The 26,010-nt window shown below is 60.2% G+C and carries 24 protein-coding genes and 1 riboswitch; of the genes, 13 read left to right on the top strand and 11 right to left on the bottom strand.

What is annotated here, in order from left to right; translation table 11 throughout:
• Position 1: 1 nt before the first annotated feature.
• Positions 2-772, top strand: a complete 771-nt coding sequence (locus HQ945_RS10355; protein WP_113280326.1) for a PhnD/SsuA/transferrin family substrate-binding protein — start codon at positions 2-4, stop codon at positions 770-772.
• Here the strand turns inward: HQ945_RS10355 and HQ945_RS10350 are convergent.
• The 5 genes from HQ945_RS10350 to HQ945_RS10330 form a co-directional block, all read right to left on the bottom strand.
• The gene (locus HQ945_RS10350) at positions 749-3,325 is read right to left on the bottom strand and encodes a GcvT family protein (protein ID WP_113280327.1); all 2,577 of its coding nucleotides are present in this window, start codon (positions 3,323-3,325) and stop codon (positions 749-751) included. The two genes, HQ945_RS10355 and HQ945_RS10350, sit on opposite strands and share 24 nt — an antisense overlap.
• 59 nt (positions 3,326-3,384) lie before the next feature.
• On the bottom strand, positions 3,385-4,965 hold the full coding sequence (locus HQ945_RS10345) for a trimethylamine methyltransferase family protein (RefSeq protein WP_113280328.1): 1,581 nt from the start codon (positions 4,963-4,965) through the stop codon (positions 3,385-3,387).
• Positions 4,966-5,200: 235 nt separating this feature from the next.
• On the bottom strand, positions 5,201-6,274 hold the full coding sequence (locus HQ945_RS10340; RefSeq protein WP_091922145.1) for a quaternary amine ABC transporter ATP-binding protein: 1,074 nt from the start codon (positions 6,272-6,274) through the stop codon (positions 5,201-5,203).
• On the bottom strand, positions 6,267-7,154 hold the full coding sequence (locus HQ945_RS10335; RefSeq protein WP_027231785.1) for an ABC transporter permease: 888 nt from the start codon (positions 7,152-7,154) through the stop codon (positions 6,267-6,269). The genes HQ945_RS10340 and HQ945_RS10335 overlap by 8 nt, the downstream gene beginning before the upstream one ends.
• Positions 7,155-7,286: 132 nt before the next feature.
• Positions 7,287-8,291: an ABC transporter substrate-binding protein gene (locus tag HQ945_RS10330; protein ID WP_027231784.1), complete on the bottom strand. Its 1,005-nt coding sequence runs from the start codon at positions 8,289-8,291 to the stop codon at positions 7,287-7,289.
• 383 nt (positions 8,292-8,674) lie between these two features.
• Here HQ945_RS10330 and HQ945_RS10325 point away from each other — a divergent pair, with 383 nt between their 5' ends.
• Positions 8,675-9,022 (top strand): hypothetical protein, encoded by a 348-nt coding sequence (locus HQ945_RS10325; RefSeq protein ID WP_113280329.1) that lies wholly within the window; start codon positions 8,675-8,677, stop codon positions 9,020-9,022.
• A 218-nt stretch (positions 9,023-9,240) separates the two neighbouring features.
• Positions 9,241-9,378 (top strand): hypothetical protein, encoded by a 138-nt coding sequence (locus HQ945_RS10320; RefSeq protein ID WP_155810881.1) that lies wholly within the window; start codon positions 9,241-9,243, stop codon positions 9,376-9,378.
• A 310-nt stretch (positions 9,379-9,688) separates the two neighbouring features.
• Here the strand turns inward: HQ945_RS10320 and mmsB are convergent, their stop codons facing one another.
• Positions 9,689-10,579 (bottom strand): 3-hydroxyisobutyrate dehydrogenase, encoded by an 891-nt coding sequence (mmsB, locus tag HQ945_RS10315; RefSeq protein ID WP_113280330.1) that lies wholly within the window; start codon positions 10,577-10,579, stop codon positions 9,689-9,691.
• 25 nt (positions 10,580-10,604) lie between these two features.
• Complete coding sequence (locus HQ945_RS10310) at positions 10,605-11,771, bottom strand: isobutyryl-CoA dehydrogenase (protein ID WP_113280331.1); 1,167 nt, start codon at positions 11,769-11,771, stop codon at positions 10,605-10,607.
• Between the two features lie 109 nt (positions 11,772-11,880).
• Between HQ945_RS10310 and HQ945_RS10305 the strand changes: the two genes are divergently transcribed.
• The 7 genes from HQ945_RS10305 (at position 11,881) to cobO (ending at position 20,786) form a co-directional block, all read left to right on the top strand.
• Entirely contained in the window at positions 11,881-13,329 is a 1,449-nt protein-coding gene (locus HQ945_RS10305; RefSeq protein WP_113280332.1) for a cobyric acid synthase, read from the top strand.
• Positions 13,330-13,477: 148 nt separating this feature from the next.
• Positions 13,478-13,711: riboswitch (cobalamin riboswitch) on the top strand.
• Between the two features lie 49 nt (positions 13,712-13,760).
• Positions 13,761-13,937 carry a CbtB domain-containing protein gene (locus HQ945_RS10300; protein ID WP_027231779.1) on the top strand — a complete coding sequence of 59 codons (177 nt, stop codon included), beginning with the start codon at positions 13,761-13,763 and terminating at the stop codon, positions 13,935-13,937.
• 127 nt (positions 13,938-14,064) lie between these two features.
• The gene (locus HQ945_RS10295; protein ID WP_091922138.1) at positions 14,065-14,796 is read left to right on the top strand and encodes a CbtA family protein; all 732 of its coding nucleotides are present in this window, start codon (positions 14,065-14,067) and stop codon (positions 14,794-14,796) included.
• Positions 14,796-15,320 carry a bifunctional adenosylcobinamide kinase/adenosylcobinamide-phosphate guanylyltransferase gene (cobU, locus tag HQ945_RS10290; RefSeq protein ID WP_113280333.1) on the top strand — a complete coding sequence of 175 codons (525 nt, stop codon included), beginning with the start codon at positions 14,796-14,798 and terminating at the stop codon, positions 15,318-15,320. Before HQ945_RS10295 ends, cobU begins: the two co-directional genes overlap by 1 nt.
• A 4-nt stretch (positions 15,321-15,324) precedes the next feature.
• Positions 15,325-16,377: a cobalamin biosynthesis protein CobW gene (cobW, locus tag HQ945_RS10285; RefSeq protein ID WP_091922135.1), complete on the top strand. Its 1,053-nt coding sequence runs from the start codon at positions 15,325-15,327 to the stop codon at positions 16,375-16,377.
• A gap of 12 nt (positions 16,378-16,389) precedes the next feature.
• Positions 16,390-20,121, top strand: a complete 3,732-nt coding sequence (gene cobN, locus HQ945_RS10280) for a cobaltochelatase subunit CobN (RefSeq protein WP_174208068.1) — start codon at positions 16,390-16,392, stop codon at positions 20,119-20,121.
• Between the two features lie 26 nt (positions 20,122-20,147).
• Positions 20,148-20,786 (top strand): cob(I)yrinic acid a,c-diamide adenosyltransferase, encoded by a 639-nt coding sequence (cobO, locus tag HQ945_RS10275; RefSeq protein ID WP_027231774.1) that lies wholly within the window; start codon positions 20,148-20,150, stop codon positions 20,784-20,786.
• 36 nt (positions 20,787-20,822) lie between these two features.
• Here the strand turns inward: cobO and HQ945_RS10270 are convergent, their stop codons facing one another.
• Both HQ945_RS10270 and HQ945_RS10265 read right to left on the bottom strand, forming a co-directional pair.
• Positions 20,823-21,467: a glutathione S-transferase family protein gene (locus tag HQ945_RS10270; protein WP_174208067.1), complete on the bottom strand. Its 645-nt coding sequence runs from the start codon at positions 21,465-21,467 to the stop codon at positions 20,823-20,825.
• 138 nt (positions 21,468-21,605) lie between these two features.
• Complete coding sequence (locus HQ945_RS10265) at positions 21,606-22,394, bottom strand: TSUP family transporter (RefSeq protein ID WP_113280335.1); 789 nt, start codon at positions 22,392-22,394, stop codon at positions 21,606-21,608.
• 170 nt (positions 22,395-22,564) lie between these two features.
• Between HQ945_RS10265 and HQ945_RS10260 the strand changes: the two genes are divergently transcribed.
• Genes HQ945_RS10260 through cobM form a run of 3 tightly spaced genes read left to right on the top strand, consistent with a single transcriptional unit; the run spans position 22,565 to position 24,158 of the window.
• Entirely contained in the window at positions 22,565-22,996 is a 432-nt protein-coding gene (locus HQ945_RS10260) for a tellurite resistance TerB family protein (RefSeq protein WP_027231771.1), read from the top strand.
• The gene (locus HQ945_RS10255) at positions 22,993-23,382 is read left to right on the top strand and encodes a cobalamin biosynthesis protein (protein WP_113280336.1); all 390 of its coding nucleotides are present in this window, start codon (positions 22,993-22,995) and stop codon (positions 23,380-23,382) included. The genes HQ945_RS10260 and HQ945_RS10255 overlap by 4 nt, the downstream gene beginning before the upstream one ends.
• A 14-nt stretch (positions 23,383-23,396) precedes the next feature.
• Complete coding sequence (cobM, locus tag HQ945_RS10250) at positions 23,397-24,158, top strand: precorrin-4 C(11)-methyltransferase (RefSeq protein WP_113280337.1); 762 nt, start codon at positions 23,397-23,399, stop codon at positions 24,156-24,158.
• Here cobM and HQ945_RS10245 read toward each other — a convergent pair.
• Entirely contained in the window at positions 24,150-24,899 is a 750-nt protein-coding gene (locus tag HQ945_RS10245; protein WP_113280338.1) for a cobalt-precorrin-6A reductase, read from the bottom strand. The two genes, cobM and HQ945_RS10245, sit on opposite strands and share 9 nt — an antisense overlap.
• The gene (locus tag HQ945_RS10240) at positions 24,886-26,001 is read right to left on the bottom strand and encodes a cobalt-precorrin-5B (C(1))-methyltransferase (RefSeq protein ID WP_113280339.1); all 1,116 of its coding nucleotides are present in this window, start codon (positions 25,999-26,001) and stop codon (positions 24,886-24,888) included. The genes HQ945_RS10245 and HQ945_RS10240 overlap by 14 nt, the downstream gene beginning before the upstream one ends.
• Between the last annotated feature and the right edge of the window lie 9 nt (positions 26,002-26,010).

The following is a 26,010-nucleotide window of genomic DNA, read 5'->3' as shown; positions in this document are numbered from 1 at the left end:
CATGACGTTGATTGCGGCGTTGCCGATGTATGACTGGCCGGAAATGCAATCGGAGCTTCGTGCGCAATGGCAAAGAATGCGCGGCGTGCTGCTTGACAATGGCTATGACGCGCCGGAAAAGCTCGTTTCCCGCAATGGCGACCTTCCGGCGGTTCCAGGCGGCATCAGAGACCGGGCAGGCAATTTGATTGCGCCTGACCCAGCTACGCTGCCTCCCGACGAACTCGACCTGCCGACCTTGTGGCTCCATCCGGCATTGCTGATCACACAGACATGCTGGGGGCCGATGGAACTCGGGATTCAATCCCACGTTCACCTTGCCGGGCAGGATGACTATTCGGGCATTGAGGGTGGGGACGGCGCGCTTTACTCGAGTGCGCTCGTCATGCGGCGCGGCGAGGGGCGGGCGGCAGTCGCTGCGCCGGAAAACGGCAAGCCCATACTGCCGTTGGAACTGCTTCGCGGCAAATGCTTCGCCTTCAACAGCCACGATTCGATGTCGGGCTACCTGGCGCTGCAACGCGACCTGGTGGCGTCGGGTGAATCACTTGCGATATTTGCCGGCGAACTTCAGACCGGCGGACACCGCGCCTCGGTGGCTGCTGTGGCGTCCGGCAGAGCGGACGTAGCCGCCATCGACTGCAAATCCTGGGCAAGAAGCCAACGCTTCGACGCGGCAGCAGCCACCCTTGCCGTTGTCGGCTGGACCGGCAGGCGCAAGGGCCTGCCGTTTATTTCCGCACTGCCGCTACCCGCGCATCTTTTCGCCTGAGGGATCGAACGGCGGCTCGAGATTGATGCGGGCGGGGCGCCGCACACCGAGAATCTCTACCTCGAACAGGCCATTGGATTCGTTTGATGCGAGTTCCGCCGGCACGTAACCCTGCGCCATCGAATGCTGGACGAAATGGGCGTAGCCACCGGACGTGACCCAGCCGACAACGCGCCAGTCGCCCTGTACGGCGCCCTTGTCACTCGCGTCCGAGACCACAGCACCGGACGCATCGAAGCGGGGAGCGCCGACGCCATGGCCTGCCTGGACCGTACCGTAGTCCTTGGAGACCTTGGCCCAGATCGGCTCGTCGCCCATCACGTCGGCGGCGCCTTCGCCGTGCGGAACATCGATGAGGAAGGAAACCCGGCGCAGCTTCGTGCTGGTGCCGGCGTCAAACTCAGCCTTTTCCCTGGCGGCATGTTCGCGGCCGATGAAATCGTTCTTCGACAGCTTGATGAAGCGATCCATCGATCCCTCATAGCCGCCATAGATGGGGCGAAGCTCGCGGAACCACGTGGGGAAGTTCTTTTCGAGCCGCATGGAAAGGAGGGCTCGCATGCCGAAATCGACAATGCCGAACGCCGCCCCCTCGTCCTTGATCGCCGTGTAGACGCGGCGCTGATAGGCGGGTTCCATCCAGATCTCGTAGCCAAGGTCACCCGTATAGGAAATGCGGTTAACCTTGCACGGCGCGCCGCCAACGGCCACTTCGCGGAAATCCATGAACCGGAAGGCGGCATTCGACACGTCTTCGTCGACGAGCTTGGCAAGGAGGTCGCGCGACTTCGGCCCGGCAATCGCAAGACCGACCAGTGTCTGGTCGAAGCGATGGATATGCACTGAGCCATCCTTCGGCTGCTGCTTCTGGAACCAGCGCATGTGATAGCGCTGGGCGGCAGACGAACCCCAGATCAGGAAGCGGTCATCGGCCGCCTTGGCGATGGTGAAGTCGCCGATGAGCTTGCCCTCTTCGTTGAGCATGGGCGTCAGGACGAGCCGTCCAACTTTCGGCATCGTATTCGTCATCAGGCGCGACAAAAATGCTTCGGCGCCGCTGCCGGTTACTTCATACTTGGCGAAGTTGGCAATCTCGGTGACGCCGGCGCCAGCGCGTGTCGCCCTTACCTCGTTACCGATATGCTCGAAATCGTTGGAGCGATGATAGGAGACGATGTCGCGCGCTTCAGTGCCCTTCGGCGCGAACCAGAGCGGGGTCTCAAGGCCCCAGGAATCGCCCATGACGGCATTCTGCGCCAGCATCGTGTCGTAGAGCGGCGTGGTTTGTTGCGGCCGCGCTGCGGGCAGTTCCTCGTTGGGGAAGCGGATCGAGAAGCGCCGCGAATAGTTCTCGCGCACCTTGGCGTTGGTGTAGCGCAGCGTCGCCCATTCGCCGAAACGCGCCACGTCCATGCCCCAGACGTCGAAGCCGGGTTCGCCATGAACCATCCAGTTGGAGAGCGCGAGCCCGACGCCGCCGCCCTGGCTGAAACCGGCCATGACGGCGCACGCTGTCCAGTAATTGGTAAGGCCGGGTACTGGGCCGACCAGAGGATTGCCATCCGGCGCAAAGGTGAAGGGGCCGTTGATGATCTGCTTGATACCCGCTTTTTCGATGCCGGGGAAATGCTTGAAGCCGACTTCGAGGGAAGGGGCGATGCGGTCGAGATCGGGCGCCAGAAGCTCGTGGCCGAAATCCCATGGCGTGTTGACCGGAGACCAGGGCTTTGCGGCCTTCTCATAGGTGCCGAGCAGGATGCCGTTCCGCTCCTGGCGGGTATAGATCTCGCCCTTGAAATCCATGACGCCGATGAGTTCGCGGCCCGTGGACTTATTGAATTCCATAACCTCCGGAACATCCTCGGTGAGAAGGTACATGTGCTCCATCGCAAGGACCGGCAGTTCGAGCCCGACCATGCGCCCAACTTCGCGGGCCCAGAGACCGCCGCAGTTGACGACATGTTCGGCCTTCACGGTGCCCTGTTCGGTGACGACGTTCCATGTGCCGTCGCTATCCTGCGTGAGTTCGACGACGCGGTTACGCAGGGTGATTTCAGCACCGAGCTTGCGCGCGGCCTTGGCATAGGCATGGGTGGTTCCGGAAGGGTCGAGATGGCCCTCGACCGGGTCCCACATGGCGCCGACGAAATTCGTCTCGTCCATGAGCGGGAACATGGCCTTGGCCTCCGATGGCGTGATCAGCTCCGTGTCCATGCCGAGATAGCGACCGCGCGCATGGGCGAGCCGCAGGAAATCCATGCGCTCCGGCGAATCCGCCATCATGACGCCGCCTGTCAAATGCAGGCCGCACGATTGTCCGGAAAGCTCCTCGATTTCCTTGTAGAGACTGACCGTATAGGCCTGGAGCTTCGCAACGTTGGGATCGCCATTGAGCGTATGGAAACCGCCGGCGGCGTGCCAGGAAGAGCCGGACGTCAGCTCCGAGCGTTCGATCAGCATCACATCGGTCCAGCCGGCGCGCGCAAGGTGGTAAAGCACCGAACACCCAACGACGCCACCGCCGATGACAACTGCTTTAACGTGCGATTTCATACTCTTATGCCTCGTATGTGGAAAAGTGATTCAATGCGTTGAGACTTCGATTCAAGCGATCAGAAATCCGTGGGCGCGCCGCCTTCGGATTTGCGGCGGGCCACGAAGGCGTTGATGGCCTCTTCGACCGCGGGGTCGATTTCGGGTTTCTGGTAGGTTGCAAGGCGCTCCTTCCAGATGCGGTTGGCCTTCTCAATCGCAATCGGCGAGCCAGCCTCCTGCCAGGTTTCATAATTGCGCCAGTCGGAGATGATCGGTGCGTAGAAGGCGGTCTTGTAGCGCGACTGTGTATGAGCGGTGCCGAAGAAATGACCGCCGGGGCCGACGTCGCGCATGGCATCGATGCCGAGCGCGTCTTCGGAAAGATCGAGCGGGGTCAAGAACTCGGCCACCATCTGCAGGAGGTCGAAATCGAGGATCATCTTCTCATAGGAGCAGCAAAGGCCGCCTTCGAGCCAGCCGGCGGAATGCAGCATGAAGTTGCCACCGCCCTGGATGGCGCCCCAGAGTGAGAAGACCGATTCGTAGGCGGCTTGCGCGTCCACGGTGTTGGCGGCGCAGACATTGGAGGTGCGATAGGGAATTCGGTAGCGGCGGGCAAGCTGGCCGCCGACCAATTGCGCCTTCATGTATTCGGGCGTCCCGAAGGCCGGTGCACCCGACTTCATGTCGACATTGGACGTAAAGCCGCCATAGCCGACGGGCGCGCCTTTCTTCACCATCTGCGTGAACGAGATGCCGGCAAGCGCTTCCGCGTTCTGCTGCACGAGGGCGCCGGCAATCGTCACCGGAGCCATGGCGCCGGCGAGGGTAAAGGGCGTTACGATGACGATCTGGCCATTGCTCGACATCTGGATGATGCCTTCCATCATTGGTATGTCGAGCTTGAGCGGGGAATTGGTATTGATGATCGTATAGCAGGAAGGCTCCTGCTGAAGCTGTTCGTGGCTGACACCGCGCGCGAGGCGGGCGATCTCGATGCCGTCCTGATTGCGCTCCTTGCCGAGCGAATAGATGTGGAACGCCTTGTCGCTGAGCGTCGCAAGGTCGCGGATGCATTCGAGATGCCGCACGGACGGGTGAATATCGATCGGCTCGACCGGATAACCGCCGGTCGTGTTGATGATATTGTGCATCTGGGCGAGCTTGATGAAATTACGGAAGTCGGCCTGGTTGCCGGAGCGCCGACCATTGTCGGTATCCGAGCAGTTCGGCGCCGAACCCATCTGCGCGAAGATGAGATTATTGCCGCCAAAGCGGACATTGTGGGCCGGGTTGCGGGCATGCAGCGTAAATTCGGATGGCGCATGGCCGACATATTCAAGAATCATGTCCTTGTCGAAGCGAACCCGCATCGATCCGGGGCGAACGTCAGCACCGGCGCTCTTCATGATTTCGCGGGCGCCGTCATGCAGAACCTCGACGCCGATTTCCTGCAGGACCCGCAGCGACGCGTCGTGGATCGATTCAAGTTCGTCGTCCGAGACGATCTTGGTCGGCGTGAACGGAATTTTCAGCTGGCGAAACGGCGGCTGGTCGAAGGCTCCACTCTCGGTGCTGCGCGGCCGCGCTCGTCCGCCCCGTCGTCCGTGATCCCGCGCTGACGTGTTGGTTTCGATCTCGATTGCCGGTTCGCTCATTGCCCATGCCCTTCGCTTGCACGTCTTGCGTGCGCTGTTGCCACTATCGCCAGAGCGGCATTGTGCGTGCGCGGCGTGAGCGACGCTGAGCGCAAAGGAAGCGACATGGTGTGGGGTGGGTCGCTGGGGCCAGAGTTGGGCAAATCAAGGGCGGTTCTTGGAGTTTTTGCACCCCCCTCTGTCCTGCCGGGCAAAGGGGGGTGAAACGACCCCACATATAGCAACTACAAAATGCCTACTCCGCAGCGGCCTTCGACGTCAGGTGGCTGATTGGCGTAACCATCGCCTGGATCAGGTTGTTCATGCTGATGACGCCGGTCGGCTTGCCATTGTCATCGATTATCGTCGCATATTGCTGGTTGGCGTCGGTCATCGTCTTGGCGGCTTCCTCGAGGATCGTGCCGGTGCGCACGGTGACCCCGCCGCTCGTGGCCGGAGCGCCCGCTGGCGTTGCGATCGTATCGACCATGATGACCCGGCCGCGATTCACTTCCTTGACGAAGTTGGAAATGTATTCGTCCGCGGGCTGCAGCACGATGTCCTGGCCGGTGCCCTGCTGCACCACTTCACCGTCGCGCAGGATGGCGATACGATCGCCGAGGCGCAGCGCCTCATCGAGATCGTGAGTGATGAAGACGATGGTCTTGCGAATTTCCTTCTGCAGGTCGAGGAGCACCGACTGCATGTCCATACGAATGAGCGGATCGAGCGCCGAGAAGGCTTCGTCCATCAGGAGGATCGGTGCGTCGTTGGTCAGCGCACGGGCAAGACCCACACGCTGCTGCATGCCGCCCGACAACTGGTTGGGGTAGTGGCCCTCAAATCCCTTGAGGCCGACACGCTCGATCCAGCGACGCGCCTGTGCTTCCTGCTTGTCGCGGGGAAGCCCCTGGATTTCGAGGCCATAGACCGTATTGTCGAGGACGGTGCGGTGAGGAAGCAGCGCGAACTTCTGGAATACCATCGCGGTCTTGTGGCGACGAAATTCGCGCAGATCGTTCTGGTTCATCTTGCAGACATCGGCGCCGTCGATGATCACCTCGCCGGAAGTCGGGTCGATAAGCCGGTTGATGTGGCGGATAAGGGTCGATTTACCCGACCCTGAAAGCCCCATGACAACTTGTATGCAGCCCGCCGGCATGTCGATGTTGATGTCCCTGAGGCCGAGTACGTGCCCATGCTGTTCGTTGAGCTCGGTCTTGGACATGCCCTTCTTGACGGCTTCGACGTAACTGACGGGTCTCTGTCCAAAAATCTTGTAGAGATTCTTGATTTTGATGCCTGCACCCTGGACCGAACGATCAGCCATGGACCACCTCCTGATGCTTCTGAAGACGCTTGCCATAGGCCTGACTAACGCGGTCGAAAATGATGGCGATGCCGACAATGGCAAGGCCGTTGAAAAGCCCGAGTGAGAAGAACTGCCCGTTGACGGAGCGCAGCACCGGCTGCCCAAGGCCCTGGACGCCGATCATCGAAGCAATAACCACCATTGCCAGAGCCATCATGATCGTCTGGTTGATACCGGCCATGATTGTCGGGAGGGCAAGGGGAATCTGCACGTTCTTAAGGCGTTGCCAACTCGATGAACCGAACGCATCTGCGGCTTCGAGGACGTCCTTGTCGACGAGCCGGATACCGAGATTGGTGAGGCGGATCATTGGCGGGATGGCGTAGATCACCACCGCTATGAGGCCCGGCACCTTGCCGATGCCGAGAAGCATGACCACGGGGATAAGGTAGACGAAGCTCGGCATCGTCTGCATCACGTCGAGAATGGGATTGACCACGCGCTGGAAACTGTCTGACCGGGCCATGATGATGCCGATCGGAATGCCGACGAAGATCGAAACGACGGTGCCGACGAAGATCATGGCGATGGTCTTCATCGCATCGCTCCACATGTCGAAATAACCGATGAGGAGGAGCGTGATGATGGTGCCGGCAACGATCTTCCAGTTACGGCTGGCAATCCAGGCGATGCCTCCGATCAACAGCAGCATGATCGGCCACGGCGTCGTCGTCATGAAGCGCTCGGCTTCAATGAGGAAATACTGCAGCGGCTGAAAGAACGATTCGATGATGTCGCCATATTCGCGGGTGAAGGCCTTGAAGCCTTCGTCCATGGCCTTCTTGAGGTTGCGCAGCGTGTCATCATTCATGTTCGGGAATGAATAGAACCAATCCATGTTGGTATCCCCTTCATTGGGCCATCGAGGCTCGTTCTCTCTAATGACCGAAGCGCTGGACGATTATACGTTCAGCCTGTTCCAGCGAGGTAATGGATTGCGGCAGGACCAGTGCCCTGCCGCAAAACATTATTATTGTACGGCAGCCTTGATCTTCTCGGCGGCTTCCGGAGAGACCCACTTGGACCAGGTCGCCTCGTTGTTTTTCAGATAGTACTTGGCGCCATCTTCGCCCGTCGCCTGGTTGTCGACCATCCAGGCAAGAAGCTTGTTGGCTTCCTCGGTCGAGATCTGGCGCTTCTTCAGGTATTCGAAGGCATCACCGGCGCTGTCGGCAAACTTCTTGGTGACGATGGTGTAGATATCAGCCTTCGGCCAGCCATTCGGCTTTGGATCCGGGCAATCCGCGATGGCGTTGCAGCGGTTCCATTCCTTTTCATCCCATGCCACGCCGTTGTCGAGCTTGACCATCGGATACTTGCCGAGAATGGCGGTCGGACCCCAATAATAGCCGAGCCAGGGTTCCTTGCGCTCATAGGCCTTGGCGATCGAGCCATCGAGGCCCGCAGCCGAACCCGTATCGACAAGGGTGAAGCCGTGCTTGTCGCCCTCAAAAGCCTTGTAGAAGTTCGTCGTCGTGATCTGGCAAGCCCAGCCTGACGGGCAGTTGAAGACGGCGCCCTTCTTCGGATCTTCCGGAGCAGGGAACAGTTCTGGATGCTTCATGGCATCGGCGATGGTCTTGATATCGGGGTGGGCATCCGCGAAATATTTGGGGATCCACCAGCTTTCCGTGCCGCCTTCGGTGATCGCCGGTGCAGCGTAGACGAGTTTGTTTTCCTTGACCGCCTTTTCAAGCGGCTCGCGGACGGCATTGAGCCAGCCCTCGGGGGCGATGTCCGGCTGACCCTTTTCGATCATCGACGTGAAGGTTGGGACAGTATCGCCGGCTACGAGCTCGGCGTCGCATCCATAGCCTTCGCTCAGGATGATCTTATCGAGATTGGCAAGTGCCTCGGCCGATTGCCAGTTCATGTTGGCAATAGTAACGGTGCCGCATTCCGCAGCCGAAGCCGACGCGGAGTAGCCGAAAAACCCAGCGGCAATCAGAAAAGTTGAAGCAAGCAGCTTCTTCATGTTCTTTATCTCCCACTCTTTGACAGTTCACCCGGTAACGAATTCTAACTTGGTACTGCCTTACCTAGTCGTTCGCTTATGTGCCATTTGGCATTCTTATCCTGTCAGAATGCAATGGAATCATCGAATTAATGCGGTGTATCGCGACAAGCCCTGTCGATATAGCGACGCCGGGATAAAGGATGCGACACCAAACGGCACATGGCTCCATCAGGTATCGTAACAAGGGTTTAGACGAAAGATCAACGCTTTAGACGATCTGCCTGCACGATCTGCGGATTTGACTGCCCGGATCCGGCACCCACCGATATTTTCCGCACGGCATGAAACCATTTTGCCCGCCGAAGGTTTGCAATGGGCCTGCCAAAGAAAAGGAACTCCCGATGAAATCTGCGCTGAAGACCGGACGCCAAACCCGTGACCTGCAACTGGCATCCATGGTAATTGCCATGCGCGTGCCAATGATGATGTTGGAGGCGATGAGCGAGAAGGGTCGCGGCGCAGAAACGCACCGCGCCGTTTCAGAAAAAGTCGCAGCGTCCGTGGATGGTGTCGTTTCCGCGCAGATTTCGCTCATGAACTCCGCAGCGACGTTCTGGTTTGACGTCATGCGCGGCAGGTCGCCCGCAAGCCTCGTTTCCGAAGCCGCCAATAAGGCTGCCGCAGCGGCATTGCGGCCGGGCCGAAAGACGTTGCAGGCGAACTACAAACGACTTGTTCCGGGAAGCTAAACAGCTTTTCCGTTAGCGTCACGCTTAATTTTCGAGAGTGATTTTATAAAACTTACCTTTCTGTAAGGGCGAGGTATGCGCTTCCGGCATGGTGACCATGCAAAAATGCAAGGGTTCCTGCTGTAAATGCGACATGCCATGGCGAAATTTCGTGATCAAACTTTGAGCAAAAAGCGCATTTGAGCGGCAACAACTCATTTCCTTTCGAGGTCGCCAAAATGCTCTACATTTTCAATCGCAATAACCGCGTGCACATTTCGTGGAATGCAACCGAAAAGCGCAACGCTCCGTCCAGCAATGCAAAGAGCGGTATCGGCTCCGCATTGTCCTTCATCTGGACCCGTTCGGCCGGCTAATCGATCAACGAGACGGCATGTGAACCGCTGCCTTTGAGGTGGCGGTTTTTCTTTGCTCTGAATTTTCTAAGGATACAAAAAAACCGCCCCGTTCACGAGGGAACAGCGCGGTTTTTGCCAAGTTACGCATGGCAGTTCTGCCGAACTCAACGCGGGCAGAAAATTACAGCTCCGGTACGCGGTACCTGATCCGGAGCGGGGAACAGGTTTGACCCTGCTCGCCCGTAAAGTTTTAGCCGGACATCGTTACCGCGAGGTTATCGAGAACTTAAGCAAATCTAAATTTGCGACTTTTCCGCCAGGATTGTGGTCAGCCTTCGCGCTTGGCGTCGCGCAGATAATTGATAATGCCGGAGAAATCCGATCCTTCATTGCCCGCTTCCCCAAACTCGGCATAAAGCGCCTCGGCATGGGCGCCGAGCGGCGTCGCTGCGCCAACACTTGTCGCCGCCTCCTGCGACAATTTAAGGTCCTTGAGCATGAGCGCGGCGGCAAAGCCCGGCTTATAGCCATTGTTGGCCGGAGAGGTCGGCACCGGTCCCGGTACCGGGCAATAGGTCGTCAGCGACCAGCATTGGCCGGAAGATGTGGAGGCGACGTCGAACAGCGCCTTGTGCGAAAGCCCAAGCTTTTCGGCCAGAGTGAAAGCTTCGCTGACACCGATCATCGAAATGCCGAGGATCATGTTGTTGCAGATTTTGGCCGCCTGGCCGTTGCCCGCTTCGCCGCAATGAACGATCCGTCCGGCCATCGGTTTCAAGATCGGTTCGGCTTTGACGAAGGCTTCATCGGAACCGCCCACCATGAAGGTGAGGGTGCCCGCTGCCGCGCCGCCAATGCCGCCTGAGACAGGTGCATCGACGGACAGCAGTCCGTTCTCCGCGGCGATTGCATGCGCCTTGCGGGCGGAGTCGACGTCGATCGTCGATGAATCGATGAAAAGCGCGCCGCTTCGTGCTCCCTTGGCAACCGCCTCGTAGACCGAAAGCACATGCTTGCCGGCCGGGAGCATCGTGATGACGACATCGGCCCCAGCGACGGCGGCCTCGGCATTATCTGCAATCGTTACGCCGTTGCCTCGCGCGGTATCGAGGTTTTCGGGCACGAGATCGAACCCGAATACCTTATGGCCGGCCTTGACGAGATTGGCGGCCATCGGATTGCCCATATGTCCAAGGCCGATAAAAGCGACAGTCGTCATCGCACTTCTCCCTCAATTTGAAATTTCAACGGCCCGTCATGTGCCGCGCGATGATAACTCGCATGATTTCATTCGTGCCTTCCAAGATCTGGTGCACCCGCAAGTCACGTACCAGTTTCTCCACGCCATAGTCGTGCAGGTAGCCATAGCCGCCATGGATCTGCAGAGCGTCGTTGGCGATATCGAACCCCTTGTCGGTGACGAAGCGCTTGGCCATGGCGGACCATTTGGAAGCGTCATGGGCTTTGCGGTCAAGCTTCGATGCCGCTGTGTAGAGCAGCATGCGGGCAGCCGAAAGCTCTGTCTCCATATCGGCAAGCTTGAACTGAAGCGCCTGGAACTGATTGATCGCCTTGCCGAACGCCTTGCGCTCACTCGCATAGACCAGCGCCTTGTCGAGGGCCGATTGCGCGCCGCCAAGCGAGCATGCCGCAATGTTGAGCCGCCCGCCGTCGAGCCCGCCCATGGCAATGCGGAAGCCGTCACCTTCCTCGCCGAGCCGGTCGGCAACTGGGATACGGCAGTTCTCGAAGATGACCTGGCGGGTGGATTGGGCGTTCCAGCCCATCTTGTATTCATTGGCGCCAAATGAAAGGCCGGGCGCATCTTTAGGCACGACCAGCGCAGAGATGCCCTTCGGTCCGTCCTCGCCGGTGCGCACCATCGTCACGTAAAGGTCGGAATCGCCGGCGCCCGAAATGAACTGCTTGGCGCCGTTGAGGATGTAGTGATCGCCCTCACGCACCGCGCGGGTCTTCAGGGCGGCGGCATCGGAACCGGAGTTCGGCTCGGTCAGGCAATAGCTTGCAAGCCACTCCATCGATGTCAGGCGCGGCACGAAGCGTTGACGTTGCTCCTCGCTGCCGAACGTGTCGATCATCCACGCGCCCATGTTGTGGATGGAGATGAATGCCGAGAACGCCGGACAGGCGGCAGCGAGCGCTTCGAAGATCAGCACGGCATCGAGCCGTTTCAGGCCTGAACCGCCGACATCCTCGCGCACGTAGATGCCGCCCATGCCGAGCGGTCCAGTCTCGCGGATGACATCGGCGGGAAAGTGCTTGTCGCGATCCCACGCCAGCGCGTTCGGCGCGACGCGGTCGGCGGCGAAGGCACGCGCCATGTCCTGGATCGCCAGTTGATCCTCATTGAGTTCGAACTGGCCAGCGGTCGAATCAACGCTACCGTCCATGGCACCCTCCCTGCATTTCTTATTGCCTGCCACTCTATCCCAAGCTTCCCGGGGCGCAACGTCCAAGGCAGGACTAGGAAGAGAAAGACATATCCGCTACTCAAAGCCCATGACGCGCGCAATCATGTTGCAGGGAACCGGTTCAGATGTTGGGAAATCCGTCCTGGTGGCGGGTCTGTGCCGGCTTGCGCACAAGCGCGGGCTGGTTGTCCGGCCGTTCAAGCCGCAGAACATGTCGAACAATGCGGCGGTCAGCGATGACGGCGGCGAGATAGGTCGCGCGCAATGGCTGCAGGCGCTGGCCTGCGGTGTGCCGTCCTCCATCCATATGAATCCCGTACTCCTGAAGCCGCAGTCGGAAACCGGCAGCCAGATCATCGTGCAAGGCAAGGTCTGGGGCCAGGCGAAGGGCCGGGACTACCAGAAGCTCAAGGGGCAACTGCTCGATGCCGTGATGCAGTCCTTTGACATCGTTTGCGATGGTGCCGATCTCGTCATCGTCGAGGGCGCGGGCTCGCCTGCCGAAATCAATCTGCGGGCTGGCGATATCGCCAATATGGGCTTTGCAACCCGCGCCAATGTGCCGGTCGTTCTCGTCGGCGATATCGACCGCGGCGGCGTCATCGCATCGATTGTCGGCACCCATGCGATCCTGCCGCCGGAGGATCGCGCCGCGATCATCGGCTATATCATCAATAAGTTTCGCGGCGACGTCTCGCTCTTCGACGAGGGGTTGGAAGCAATCACCCGGTTCACCGGTTGGCCTTCATTTGGCGTCGTGCCATGGCTGAAGGATGCTACCCGGCTTCCCGCGGAAGATTCCGTCGTGCTGGAGCGATTGGTAAAGGGGAACGGCCGCGCGCTGAAAGTCGCGGTGCCAGTGCTTGACCGCATTGCCAATTTCGACGACCTCGATCCGCTGATGGCCGAGGCTGATGTCGATGTCGTGTTTGTCCGAAGCGGGGAGCAACTGCCCGTCGATGCCGGTCTCGTCATCATCCCCGGGTCGAAATCGACGATCGGTGATCTTATACGCTTCCGGGAAAACGGCTGGGACAAGGACCTCAACCTTCACCGGCGTCGCGGCGGCTCGATCATGGGCATATGCGGTGGATATCAGATGCTCGGGCGCACGGTGCGCGACCCTGAGGGCATCGAAGGTGCAGCGACGGAAAGCGAGGGCCTCGGGCATCTCGATATCGAAACGGTGATGGAGCCGGAAAAGACCGTTCGCAATGTTGCGGCTCATTCGCTGCAATACGACGTGCCGCTGAGCGGCTATGAAATCCATCTTGGCAAGACGACCGGCCCGGATTGCAGCCGCCCGACGGCGATGATCAACGGCGTCGAGGATGGCGCGATTTCTGCCGACGGTAAGGTCTTTGGGACCTATATGCACGGGCTGTTCGGCACCGATGCCTATCGCTCCGCCTTGCTGCGTTCGCTGGGAATCAACGCCAATGCCTTCGACTACAGGGCGGGCGTCGATGCCGCGCTCGATTCGATAGCCGACCAACTGGCTGAAGTCCTCGATCTCAAGGCGTTGATCGCACGTTGAGTATGTAGACCTGTGCGAAACATTATTGGGTGCCAATCCTGGCGACGGATGACGAATACAGGAACACCGATCTCGAAGTTGTCCCTTGACCATACTAAAGCGAAAAACGTCGCGCGGTTTCGTTTGACATTCTCGGTGCTTGGTGAATAACGTTCAACCCATGATTGGTTCCCGTTCGGCCAAAGGCCATGGGATCAAAAGGGAATGCGACGGCCGTACCCATCAGGGCGACCCTACCGCAGCCGACCCCGCGACTGTAGAGCGGCGAGGATTCATGCCAAGGCCTGAGGCGCAAGCCGAGGGCAGCCACTGGGAAACCGGGAAGGCGGCATTGATCCTGCGACCCGCGAGCCAGGAGACCTGCCAGTCATAGGGCAATGGTGCCCAAGACCGAAGGGGAATGTCCCTTCTGGCCCTGCACGGAGGTTGTTATGGCTGCACGTACTTCGACTACGATATCTCTCCCGCTTGCATCGCGTCTGACGACGGCGGTGGTTTCAATGCTGCTCGGCGTGTTCATCGTTTATGGCGTGGGACTTTCCCATTCCGAAACGCTGCACGATACGGCGCACGATACCCGCCATTCCTACGGATTCCCCTGCCACTGAGGTTGGAGCCCGGCTGGATGTAATGATTCGGCCGCCACCGCTTAAGCATTGAAAACTGAGGGTTTATCTGGTCCGGGTGTCGTTTCGACAGCCCGGTGTCTTGATATGGGAATTCGGAGAGATATCGATGTTGGTTAAATATCTTCTGGCTACGATCGTGGCCGGTCTGTTTGCTGGTATTCTGTTGACGCCAGCCATGTATGTGCGCAGCGTGCCACTTATCCTGCACGCGGAAGAATATGAGAACGCCGCAGGCGGCCACGAGCACGAGCATGCCGCAGCGCCTGCCGCCGCCGGCGAGACAGCACCTGCCGTGGCGCCGCACACTCACGAAGAGGAAGAGGTAAGCCCGGCCCTGCCGTTCGGCCGCTTTGGTAACACCTTGCTGATCAATCTTGTCGCCGGAGCGGGTTTCGCTCTGATCACGGGCGCGGCCGCCCTGTTTCTTGGACGTAAGATCACCGTGCAGAACGGCATTTATTGGGGCCTGGCCGGGTTCTTCATCTTCAACCTCGCGCCATCGTTCAGTCTTGCCCCGGAACTGCCAGCCATGCCCGCCGCCGATCTCGCGACACGGCAAGCCTGGTGGCTCATCACGGTGCTGCTGACTGCGGGCGGCGTCTACTTCATCGTTCTGCGTGAGGAAATCTGGGCGAGGGTACTCGGCCTCGTGCTCATTGTTGCGCCGCATATCTATGGCGCTCCGGAAGCGGACGATCTTACTTCCGCCGTGCCGCCGACACTGGCATCCGAGTTCGCGGTATCGACGCTCGCGACCAATCTCTTCTTCTGGGTGGTGCTCGGCACTGCGCTCGGCTTTGCCATCCAGAGCTACGCGGCCTCGGAGCTTGAGGCCTGATGGCCGTGCTGGAGCGCGGGGTCACCTTTGTGCTCGGCGGCGCGCGCTCCGGTAAATCCTCCTTTGCCGAAGGACTGATCGAGTCATCCGGCAAGGAGGCGATCTATCTTGCGACGGGCAGGGCGTGGGACGATGAGATGTCCGCTCGCATCGACCACCACAAGGCGCGGCGCGGCGTATTGTGGACGACGGTCGAAGAACCGCTCGATCTGGTTTCCGCGCTGGAAGTGCATGCGGCCGTGGGCACAGCGGTTCTTGTCGACTGCCTGACACTTTGGGTCACCAACCTCATGATGGCCGAGCGTGATGTCATGGCGGAAACGGCAAGGTTTGCCGCAGCTCTGCCGCATCTCAAAGGTGCGGTCGTTTGCGTCTCCAACGAGGTTGGCCTCGGCATCGTTCCGGAGAACCGCATGGCACGCGACTTTCGCGATCATGCCGGTCGTCTCCATCAAGCTGTGGCTGGCGCCGCGGCAACAGTCTATTTCGTGGCAGCAGGTCTGCCGCTCAAAATGAAGGGATAACAACATGCAGGGTCAGAAGATTCCGGCAACGGTCATCACCGGCTTCCTTGGTTCGGGCAAGACGACGATGATCCGCAATCTGCTCGAGAATGCCGATGGCAAGCGCATTGCGCTGATCATCAATGAATTCGGCGATCTCGGTGTCGATGGCGGGTTGCTCAAGGGCTGCGGTATCGAGGCTTGTCGCGACGAGGATGTGATCGAACTCAACAATGGCTGCATCTGCTGCACCGTGGCTGATGATTTCATCCCGACCATGACGAAACTGCTCGATCGTCCCGATCGTCCTGATCATATCGTCATCGAAACTTCGGGCCTTGCGCTCCCGCAACCGCTGGTGGCGGCATTCAACTGGCCGGAAATCAAGACGCAGGTGACTGTCGACGGCGTCGTGACCGTGATCGATGCCGCCGCAGTTTCGGAAGGTCGCTTTGCCGACGATCACGACAAGGTCGACGCGCAGCGGTCGCAGGACGAATCGCTCGACCATGAGAGCCCGCTCGAAGAACTCTTCGAGGACCAGATCCGTGCAGCGGACCTCATCATTCTCAACAAGACCGATCTCATCAGCGGCGATGAACTCGACGGGGTGAAGGGCGACGTACAAAGCCGTTCGGTGCGTGCCCTCAACATGATCCCCGCAAGCTTCGGCAGGATCAGCAACCAACTGCTGCTTGGCCTTGGCGTCGGTACCGAGCAGGATATTGCCAACCGCAAGTCGCATCATGAGATGGAGCATGAAGCCGGCGAGGAACACAGCCATGACGAATTCGAGAGCTTCGTCGTTGGCCTCGGGCCGGTTTCCGAGCCGAAGTCTTTTGTCGAGAAGCTGAAAGGCGTGATCGCCGATCATGACGTTCTGCGCCTCAAGGGCTTCGTCGATGTTCCGGGCAAGCCGATGCGCCTCGTTGTCCAGGCGGTAGGCTCGCGCATCGAGCATTATTTCGATCGCAGCTGGCATCCGGGCGAGGAGCGGCAGACACGGCTCGTCGTCATCGGCCTTCACGATATCGACGCGGTAGCCATCGAATCGGCGATGAACGCGGCGGCTGCCTGATAAGGAAGACTGATGCATCTCCTGCTTGCCCAGAAAGGCACGATAGCCGAAGGCACCGAGGCAATCGATCTCGGCCAGACGCCGGGAGATGTGCTTTTTCTTTCGGCGGCCGACACGGAGCTGGCCAGCCTTGCCTCGGCCCATCGCCACAATGGCGAAGGGCTCTCCTTGCGCCTCGCCAACATGATGGCGCTGGCGCATCCGATGTCGGTCGATGCTTATGTCGAACGCACCGCGCGTCACGCCAAACTGATTGTCGTGCGCATCATCGGCGGCGAGAGCTACTGGCCTTATGGTCTCGAAGCGCTCCACGCCTGCGCGATCAATCACAAGGTGCGGCTGGCGGTTCTTCCGGGCGACGACAAACCCGATCCCGGCCTTGATCGCTTTTCGACGGTGCTGCGGCAAGATCGAGACGCGCTCTGGCACTATCTGCTTGAGGGCGGCGCGCAAAACGCGAGCCGTTTTCTCGACTATTGCGGCGCGATTGTCGATGGAGCCGAGAAACCGCAGGAGGCGGCGCCACTGCTGAAGGCGGGCGTGTGGTGGCCCGGCGAGCCGGCGCCATCGCTCGACCTGTTGCGGTCGCATTGGCAGGCGGACGCATCGATCGTTGCCATCTGCTTTTACCGCGCGCTGGTGCAGAGCGGACAGACCCAACCGGTCGAGGCGCTGGTCGATGCCTTGAGGCTCAAGGGTCTCAATCCCTTGCCCGTGTTTGTATCGAGCCTGAAAGACCCGGTTTCCGTGGCGACGCTTGAAAGCATATTCGGTGAGGCGGCACCCGTCGTTGTTCTCAATGCCACGGGATTTGCCGTTTCGGCGCCCGGCGTTGCGCGCAAGCCCACCGTGCTCGAACATGATGGCGCGGTCGTTCTACAGGTAATTTTTTCAGGATCGAGCGCCGAGCAGTGGCGCGCTTCGGATCAAGGTTTGTCTGCCCGCGATCTCGCCATGAATGTCGCGTTGCCGGAAGTGGACGGGCGGGTTCTCACCCGCGCCGTCTCGTTCAAGTCGGCACGGACGTTCGATGAGGCTGTCGAAGCCAATATCGTCACGCATGAGCCCATGCCGGACCGCATCGGATTCGTGGCTGAACTTACGGCGAACTGGTCGGCGCTCAGGCGCGCGGCGGCGGGGGAGAGGCGTGTGGCGCTGGTGATGGCCAACTATCCCAATCGCGATGGACGGCTCGGCAATGGCGTCGGCCTCGATACGCCAGCCGGGACCTGGGGTGTACTTACCGAGATGATGAAGCAAGGCTATGCGGTCGCGGACATTCCGGCGGATGGCGATGCACTTATAAAACACCTGATGGCCGGGCCGACCAATGCGGCGAGCGACGGCCGCGAGATTCGCGAAACCATTTCTCTGAATCATTACAATCGTTTCCTGGCATCCCTTCCGATCCCGATTCAGCGAGCCGCTACCGAACGCTGGGGCAAGCCTGAAGCCGATCCGTTTTTCCTTGAGGGAAGACAAGCATTCGCGCTGCCGCTTGCCCGCTTTGGCGAAACCCTCGTCGGGATCCAGCCGGCGCGCGGCTACAATATCGATCCTAAGGATAGCTATCACTCTCCTGATCTCGTTCCGCCGCACGGCTATCTCGCTTTTTACGCCTATCTGCGCGAAGTCTATGGAGCGCATGCGATCGTCCATGTCGGCAAGCACGGCAACCTTGAATGGCTGCCCGGCAAATCGCTGGCACTTTCCGAAACCTGTTACCCGGAAGCGGTGCTTGGGCCGATCCCGCACATCTACCCGTTCATCGTCAACGACCCGGGCGAGGGCACGCAGGCGAAGCGCCGGTCCTCGGCCGTCATCATCGACCATCTGACGCCGCCGCTGACGCGCGCCGAGAGTTATGGGCCGCTCAAGGATCTAGAAGCGCTTGTCGATGAATATTATGAAGCGTCCGGCGTCGATCCGCGCCGGTTGGTGCGGCTCAAGGTGCAGATCCTCGATCTGGTGCGCGATATCGGGCTCGACCACGATGCCGGTATCCATGACCACGATGCCGACGACCTCGCGCTGCAGAAGCTCGATGCCTATCTCTGCGATCTCAAGGAAATGCAGATTCGCGACGGCCTCCATATATTCGGGCAATCGCCGCAGGGGCGGCTTTTGACGGATCTCGTAGTCGCGCTCGCCCGCGTGCCGCGCGGCTCCGGCATCGGCGCAGACCAAAGCCTGCAGCGCGCGATCGCCCGCGATCTCGGGCTCGACGGCTTTGACCCGCTGGATTGCGATATGGCAGCGGTCTGGCACGGACCGCGACCGGAATGTCTGGCGCTGCAATCGGACGCCAATTGGCGTATCGCCGGTGATACGGTGGAACGCATCGAGTTGCTCGCCGCACGGCTTGTTGCCGAGGAGACGCCGTGTCCACCCGATTGGGCTGCGACTAACGCCGTGCTTGAGGGCATACGGGCGACACTCGGGCCGGCCGTGGCGGACTGCGGCGAGGCCGAAATGGACGGCCTGTTCCGGGCACTTGATGGCCGGTTTGTCGCGCCGGGACCCTCCGGCGCGCCGACGCGGGGCCGGCCGGACGTATTGCCCACGGGCCGCAATTTCTTTTCGATCGACAGCCGCGCCGTGCCGACACCGGCCGCGTGGGAACTTGGGCAGAAGTCGGCCGATCTCCTTATCCGCCGTTATACGCAGGACCATGGCGAGTGGCCGACATCGTTTGGTCTGACGGCCTGGGGCACCTCCAACATGCGCACCGGCGGCGACGATATTGCGCAGGCCCTGGCCCTGATCGGCGTCAAGCCAGTTTGGGACATGGCATCGCGCCGGGTCACCGGCTACGAAATAGTGCCTGTTGCAACGCTCGGCCGCCCGCGCGTCGATGTCACCTTGCGCATTTCCGGTTTCTTCCGCGATGCGTTTCCCGATCAGATCGCGCTGTTCGACACCGCAGTGCGGGCGGTTGGCGGACTTGACGAGGACGCTGCGGACAATCCGATCGCGGCGCGCATGCGCAGCGAACGCGAACGGATGCTTGGCGAGGGAATCGATGAGAAGACGGCCCGGCAGCGTGCCGGATTTCGCGTCTTCGGTTCGAAGCCCGGCGCCTACGGGGCGGGTTTGCAAACCCTGATCGACGAAAAGCACTGGGACAGGCGCGATGACCTCGCTGAGGCATGGCTTGTCTGGGGCGGTTATGCCTATGGCGCGGGCGAGGAGGGACGCTCCGAACGCGGACTGCTCGAAGAGCGCTTGCGTTCGGTCGAGGCCGTGGTGCAAAACCAGGATAACCGCGAGCACGACCTTCTCGATTCTGACGACTATTATCAGTTCGAGGGCGGCATGTCGGCGGCGGTCGAGCGCCTTTCGGGCGCGCAGCCGACGATCTACCATAATGACCATTCGCGTCCTGAAAAGCCGATCATCCGCACGCTGGACGAGGAAATCGCCCGGACAGTGCGCGGCCGTGTCACCAACCCGAAATGGATCAGCGGCGTAATGCGCCATGGCTACAAGGGCGCATTCGAGATGGCGGCGACGGTAGACTATCTTTTCGCTTTTGCCGCCACGACCGGCGCTGTCGGCAATCACCACTTCGAGGCCGTGTACCAGGCATTCCTGGTCGATGACAATGTGCGCGCCTTCCTCAATGAAAAGAACCCGCATGCCTTGCGCGAGATGGCCGAGAAACTCGAAGAAGCGGTCGAACGCGGTTTCTGGACGCCGCGTTCCAATTCGGCACGCTTTGAGCTGAGCCGGCTCGCGGCCTGATAAAAAGAATCTGAAGGAAACGCCAAATGTCTGAAAAATCACAGAAACTTCTGAACATGACCGAAGAGGAAATCAACGAGCGCCACGCGGACAAGATGCGCAAGAAGAAAGCGGTGCGCGACAAGATTCTCGCCACCAAGACGGACGAGAAGGGCCTCGTCATCGTCAATACGGGGAAGGGCAAGGGCAAATCGACCGCAGGTTTCGGCGTCGTCTTCCGCGCACTCGGTCATGGCATGAAGATCGGCGTCGTCCAGTTCGTCAAAGGCTCCTGGGATACGGGAGAGCGCTGGGTTCTGGAGAAATTTCCAGACCAGGTGACGATCTCGGCCATGGGCGAAGGCTTCACCTGGGAAACCCAGGATCGCGCCCGCGATATCGCCATGGCGCGCAATGCCTGGGAGCAGGCCAAGACAATGATCCTCGATGACGAGACCGAACTCGTCCTGTGTGACGAACTCAACATCGCGCTGCGCTACGACTATCTTCCCGTCGAAGAGATCATCGACGTCCTGAAGCAGAAGCCCCACATGAAACACGTGATCATTACCGGACGGAACGCCAAGGACGAGCTTATCGAGTTCGCCGATCTCGTTACCGAGATGGAGATGATCAAGCATCCTTTCCGCTCCGGCATCAAGGCGCAGAAGGGCATCGAGTTCTAGGCCGTAGCTGTTGGCTCAATTCCATGAGTTGGTATGTCAGGCCGATGGTGCGTTGATCGCATATTGCGCGGCAAAAGCGCGTCTATAGGCGGGCCGGGCTTCCCCGCGAGCCACATAGGCGGCGAGGTTTTCATATTCGTCCAGAATGCCCGAAATTCTCAGTCGCAGCAGAACTGAAACCATCAACAGATCACCCGCGCTGAACCTGTCATCAAGCCACTCGTCGGCGCCCAGGTGAGCGGAGAGCTTGTGCAGTGGAGCGCGGACACGGTCCTTTACCAATGGCAGGCGCTCGGCGCTCCAGGGTCTGTCACTTTCGAATATTCTTGCCGTCGTCAATTCGAGGATCGGCGGCTCGACGGTGTTAAGTGCGGCAAACATCCACGTGATGGCACGCGCGCGGGCATTCTTTTCCTTCGGTAGAAGGCTTTCATGCTGATCAGCAAGATGCAAGATGATCGAGCCAGTCTCGAACAGCGACAGTGGGCCTTCCTCATAGGTTGGGATCTGGCCGAAGGGATGAAGGGCCAGATGGGCGGGCTTCTTCATCTCGGCGAAGGAAACGAGACGAACCTCATAGGGTTGCCCCACCTCTTCGAGCGCCCAACGAACGCGCGTATCGCGCGCCAATCCCTTGCCGCCATCGGGCGATCGTTCAAACGCTGTGATAGTGATTGTCATCGCATTCGTTTCCTTGCCTGGGCGAATTCTTTCGCTTCCCTTCGTGACGAATGAGTTTGCCGGAAATCGACACCGGTCGTGAACTATTTTCATTCGTTGCACGAAGGCCGCGAACTCCCGAGGAACGTCCGACCAATCTCAGCCGTTCGTGAGCCAGACGCGCAGCGGATTGTCAGCATCGAGCAAGAGTTTTGCGGCGAGCGCCAAGCACACGATGATAAGCAAGGGCTTGATGATCCTTGCGCCGATCTGCATGGCCAGGCCCGCGCCGACGCGGGCACCGGCAAACTGGGCAATGCCCATCAGCAATCCGACTTTCCAGTTGATCACTCCAAGGAAGGCGAAGGTGACGAAGCCGCCGAGATTGGAGGCGAAGTTGAGAAGCTTGGTATTGGCCGTCGCCTTCAAAATCCCGAAGCCGGCCAGAGAAACAAAGCTCAACATGAAAAACGATCCCGTCCCCGGACCGAACAGGCCGTCATAGAAGCCGATGAGCGGCACGACGGCTATGCCGAACATGAAAGGCGTGATGCGCTGGGCACGATCGACGTCCCCCATGTTCGGCTTTACGGCGAAATAGATGGCGATGGCGACCAGCAGGATAGGCAGGAAAGCGCGCAATACGTCGCCCGGCAGGAACCCGGCGAGAAGTGCACCCGCCACGCCGCCGATCGCCGACATCAATGCCGAGGGGAGTTGCTTGCTCGGATGCACAAAACCCTTCTGCGCATAGGCAATCGTTGCCGATGCCGATCCGAACAGCGATTGCAACTTGTTGGTGCCGAGCGATTCTACCGGCGAAAAGCCTGCAAGGAGCAGCGCAGGCACGGTGATCAACCCGCCGCCGCCGGCGATCGAGTCGATGAAGCCTGCGGCAAAGGCGGCAATGATCAGAAGGATGGGTATGTTTTCGAAGAAGGCGGACATCTGGATTCTCGCTGCGACGCGGCGGGACCATAGACGGATCTGCTTCGTTGGCGAGCAATTTTCACGCCGGGTCGCGCAACCGTGTTCGAATCGGCCGACAGTGTGTTGTTTCGGCACTTGAATTCGGCGCGCTGCACTGCAATCGTTTTGCGACAGAACGCGGGGATACGATGAGCGAAAGTATTTTTGACCGGATCAGTGAATTTTTTGGGGCGAAAAGCGCGGTACAGAAGGTCGCCGACGACCCGGTGCTGACCGCCGAACTGTTGCTGCTGTTGCACGTCGCGCTGGCCGACGGCAAGACCGACAAAACCGAATATGCGGCGATCCTCGGCATTGCCGAGACCGATTTCGGCATACCGCGCGATGAATTCGCCGAGGTCGCGGAATATCTCAAGGATTTTGGTTACGAAACGACGAGCAAGCAGGCGGTGCTGGCATTTTCGGACGTGCCATTCGAGCGCAAGGTGCAACTCTTGCGCCATCTTCTTACGATCGCCAACGCCGACAACGATCTTGACCCGAAGGAAGCAAACCTGATCCGCACGACGGCCGGGCTGCTTGGCGTTACCCCGGAAGAACTGCACAAGAACCGCGGATGACGTCGCGGGGCTACGCGCTTGGCCTCGGGTGCGAACGGGGCTGTGCACCCGAGGAAGTTTCGGCACTGGCGAGGAAGGTGCTGGAGCAGGCAGGGATTGCCGCAAAGGATCTGAAGGGTGTCTATTCGATCGACCAGCGCGCAGGCGAGCCGGCCCTCGTCTTGGCGGCACACGGACTAGGTCTCCGGCTCGAATGTTTCGGTGCGCAATTGCTAGAGGAACAGACGCCGCGCCTCCTCAACCCATCCGAAAGGGTATTTGCGCTCATGGGCTGTCATGGAGTGGCAGAGGCAGCGGCGCTTGTCGGCGCCGGTCCGGATAGCATATTGCTGGTCGGCAAGACCAAATCGGCGCATGCCACCGCAGCGCTTGCGGCGAAGAATTAGGCGACAGGTTCATCATGACAGTTCATTTCATCGGCGCCGGACCAGGGGCGCCAGACCTTATCACAGTTCGCGGGCTGAAACTCATCCAGTCCTGCCCGGTCTGTCTTTATGCGGGATCGCTCGTGCCGCCGGAAATGGTGGCGGAGGCGCCATCCGGGGCGAAGGTGGTCGACACGTCTTCGCTCACGCTCGATGAGATCGTCGCCGAGTTCGAGAAAGCCCATGCGGATGGCAAGGATGTTGCGCGCGTCCACTCCGGCGATCCGTCGATTTACGGGGCGGTGGCCGAGCAGATGCGCCGGCTCGATGCGCTCGGCATCGATTATGATGTCACGCCGGGCGTGCCGGCATTTGCCGCAGCCGCCGCCGCGCTCAAGAAAGAGCTGACCGTACCGGAGGTTTGCCAGACGATCATCCTCACGCGCACGTCGATGAAATCTTCGGCCATGCCGGAGGGGGAGGATCTGCAGACGCTTGGCAAATCCGGCGCGACGCTCGTGATCCATCTGTCGATCCGCAACCTCCAGCGTATCGAGACCGAATTGACGCCGCTTTATGGCGCAGATTGCCCGGTCATTGTTGCTTATCGGGTGGGCTGGCCGGACGAGCAGTTCATTCACGGGAACCTTGACGATATCGGCGGCAAGATCGCTGCCTCCGGTCTCACCCGTTCCGCGATGATCTTTGTCGGTCGCGGCCTCGCGGCCGATGCATTTCGCGACTCAGCCCTCTACAACAAGGGCCACAGCCACAGCTTGCGCCAGCGCTCAGAATGAGAGATTTGCCTCGACGAACTCGATAACGCCGTCGATGTCCGGGACCGTATTGGCGCCCGGGCGATGCGGTCGCTCGATCATGATCACTGGCAAGCCGAGTTCGCGTGCGGCCCTTATCTTCGCGTAGGATGCCGTGCCGCCGGAATTGCGGCACACGATGTGCGACAACCGTTTTGCTTTAAGGATGGCTGTTTCCTCCTCAAGACTGCCGGGTTTGGACAACTCCAGTTCGTAGTCGATGAGGCCGAGGGGCACTTCCGGCGGATCGATCATCCTGACGACGAAATGCACGTCACCGCGGCGCGCAAACGGCGCGATGTGCTGCCGGCCGAGCGCAAGCAGCACGCGTGCCCGGGTTGGGATCGCCGCTACCGCCTCTTCGAGCGTCATGGCGGTCGTCCACGCGTCGCCCGGCCGTTGCAGCCAGGCTGGCCTCTCCAATCGCACGAAAGGCACATCCGTCGCAGCGGCGGCTGCGATCGCGTTGTCCGAAATCTGCGTCGCAAAGGGATGCGTGGCGTCTATGAGGAGGGCGACGTGCTGGCGGGCGATATAGTCGCAAAGGCCCGCCACACCGCCAAATCCGCCGATCCGCACTTCGCCCTCGGGCCTCGCCGGGTCCTTCGTGCGTCCGGCGAGCGAAGATATGACGCGGTAGCCGCTCTCCATGAGGCGGGTTGCAAGTTTGGAGGCTTCAGCCGTTCCCCCAAGAATGAGGATCGGCCGATCAGACGCGGGCAAGGATTGCTCCCTTGCGGTCCGTCACGATGACTTCGACATCTACCGGGGCCCCCTTGAGGGCGGCGATGGCAGTTTCCCTGGCCTTCACCGCAATGGGTGCGGCGAGGTCGATACCAAGTTCTTGAGTCAATTCAAGCACTTCCTGCGCGGTATTTGCATCGAGAATCCGCTGCCTCATGTCAGGATTCAAGCCGAGCCTGGTCGCCTCATCGGCGAGAAATTCCATGCTGACCTGGCTGCGGGCGGAGTGAAGATCAAGCGCCCCCTGCGCAAGTTTCGTAAGCTTGGCAAAACCGCCGGCAATCGTCAGCCGGTCGATGGGGTGGACGCGCAGATATTTGAGCAAGCCGCCGGCAAAATCCCCCATGTCGAGCAGCGCTGTTTCGGGCAGGTGGTAAATTGCCTGCGCCGCATCTTCGGAGGTGGAACCAGTTGCCGCGAGCACATGGGTAAGGCCAGCCGCACGCGAGACGTCGATGCCGCGATGGATCGAGTGGATCCATGACGAGCACGAGAAGGGGTGAACGACCCCGGTGGTGCCGAGGATCGAAATGCCGCCGACGATGCCGAGGCGAGGATTCCAGGTCTTCTTGGCGAGGTCCTCGCCCTCCGGCACCGAAATGGTAATCACGAGGTCTGTGGGCAATTCGTATTGGGCACAAATCTCCTCGCAGATTTTCGTCATCATCTCCCGCGGAACCGGATTGATCGCGGCCTCGCCGGGCGGAATCGGAAGGCCGGGCAGGGTGACCGTGCCCACGCCTTCGCCGGCGACAAACTGGATGCCGCTTCCGGGCGGAGCCGGGAAGACGGTGGAGATTATCGTCGCACCATGCGTGACATCAGGATCATCACCCGCGTCCTTTACAATGCCGGCCATGGCGTAGCCGTCGCCGATCGATTCGATCGCGAGTTGGAAGTGCGGCACCTCGCCCTTCGGAAGAATGATGGCGACTGGATCGGGGAACTCGCCGGTGATCAAGGCGATCAGCGCTGCCTTCGTGGCCGCCGTGGCGCAGGCGCCCGTGGTCCATCCGCGCCGCAATGGCCGTTCCTTGGTCTCGTCCGGTTTGCGCAGCCCGGCATCGGGTTCGTCGTTCATGGGCTCCTT

The organism is Phyllobacterium pellucidum (assembly GCF_013327855.1).
GTDB lineage: Bacteria > Pseudomonadota > Alphaproteobacteria > Rhizobiales > Rhizobiaceae > Phyllobacterium > Phyllobacterium pellucidum.
Note: the sequence above shows the minus strand (reverse complement) of the source record. Positions and strands in the feature narration are given on the sequence as shown.

What these genes read in the sequence shown, in the direction of transcription:
- mmsB (WP_113280330.1), bottom strand. Translation starts at nt 10,579, where the DNA reads ATGACGACTGTCGCTTTTATCGGCCTTGGACATATGGGCAATCCGATG.
- HQ945_RS10255 (WP_113280336.1), top strand. Translation starts at nt 22,993, where the DNA reads ATGACGTCGCGGGGCTACGCGCTTGGCCTCGGGTGCGAACGGGGCTGT.
- cobU (WP_113280333.1), top strand. Translation starts at nt 14,796, where the DNA reads ATGGCCGTGCTGGAGCGCGGGGTCACCTTTGTGCTCGGCGGCGCGCGC.
- HQ945_RS10265 (WP_113280335.1), bottom strand. Translation starts at nt 22,394, where the DNA reads ATGTCCGCCTTCTTCGAAAACATACCCATCCTTCTGATCATTGCCGCC.
- HQ945_RS10350 (WP_113280327.1), bottom strand. Translation starts at nt 3,325, where the DNA reads ATGAAATCGCACGTTAAAGCAGTTGTCATCGGCGGTGGCGTCGTTGGG.
- cobO (WP_027231774.1), top strand. Translation starts at nt 20,148, where the DNA reads ATGTCTGAAAAATCACAGAAACTTCTGAACATGACCGAAGAGGAAATC.
- HQ945_RS10355 (WP_113280326.1), top strand. Translation starts at nt 2, where the DNA reads ATGACGTTGATTGCGGCGTTGCCGATGTATGACTGGCCGGAAATGCAA.
- HQ945_RS10310 (WP_113280331.1), bottom strand. Translation starts at nt 11,771, where the DNA reads ATGGACGGTAGCGTTGATTCGACCGCTGGCCAGTTCGAACTCAATGAG.
- HQ945_RS10320 (WP_155810881.1), top strand. Translation starts at nt 9,241, where the DNA reads ATGCTCTACATTTTCAATCGCAATAACCGCGTGCACATTTCGTGGAAT.
- cobM (WP_113280337.1), top strand. Translation starts at nt 23,397, where the DNA reads ATGACAGTTCATTTCATCGGCGCCGGACCAGGGGCGCCAGACCTTATC.
- HQ945_RS10295 (WP_091922138.1), top strand. Translation starts at nt 14,065, where the DNA reads ATGTTGGTTAAATATCTTCTGGCTACGATCGTGGCCGGTCTGTTTGCT.
- HQ945_RS10345 (WP_113280328.1), bottom strand. Translation starts at nt 4,965, where the DNA reads ATGAGCGAACCGGCAATCGAGATCGAAACCAACACGTCAGCGCGGGAT.
- cobW (WP_091922135.1), top strand. Translation starts at nt 15,325, where the DNA reads ATGCAGGGTCAGAAGATTCCGGCAACGGTCATCACCGGCTTCCTTGGT.
- HQ945_RS10300 (WP_027231779.1), top strand. Translation starts at nt 13,761, where the DNA reads ATGGCTGCACGTACTTCGACTACGATATCTCTCCCGCTTGCATCGCGT.
- HQ945_RS10340 (WP_091922145.1), bottom strand. Translation starts at nt 6,274, where the DNA reads ATGGCTGATCGTTCGGTCCAGGGTGCAGGCATCAAAATCAAGAATCTC.
- HQ945_RS10330 (WP_027231784.1), bottom strand. Translation starts at nt 8,291, where the DNA reads ATGAAGAAGCTGCTTGCTTCAACTTTTCTGATTGCCGCTGGGTTTTTC.
- HQ945_RS10325 (WP_113280329.1), top strand. Translation starts at nt 8,675, where the DNA reads ATGAAATCTGCGCTGAAGACCGGACGCCAAACCCGTGACCTGCAACTG.
- HQ945_RS10260 (WP_027231771.1), top strand. Translation starts at nt 22,565, where the DNA reads ATGAGCGAAAGTATTTTTGACCGGATCAGTGAATTTTTTGGGGCGAAA.
- HQ945_RS10240 (WP_113280339.1), bottom strand. Translation starts at nt 26,001, where the DNA reads ATGAACGACGAACCCGATGCCGGGCTGCGCAAACCGGACGAGACCAAG.
- HQ945_RS10305 (WP_113280332.1), top strand. Translation starts at nt 11,881, where the DNA reads ATGACGCGCGCAATCATGTTGCAGGGAACCGGTTCAGATGTTGGGAAA.
- HQ945_RS10335 (WP_027231785.1), bottom strand. Translation starts at nt 7,154, where the DNA reads ATGGATTGGTTCTATTCATTCCCGAACATGAATGATGACACGCTGCGC.
- cobN (WP_174208068.1), top strand. Translation starts at nt 16,390, where the DNA reads ATGCATCTCCTGCTTGCCCAGAAAGGCACGATAGCCGAAGGCACCGAG.
- HQ945_RS10270 (WP_174208067.1), bottom strand. Translation starts at nt 21,467, where the DNA reads ATGACAATCACTATCACAGCGTTTGAACGATCGCCCGATGGCGGCAAG.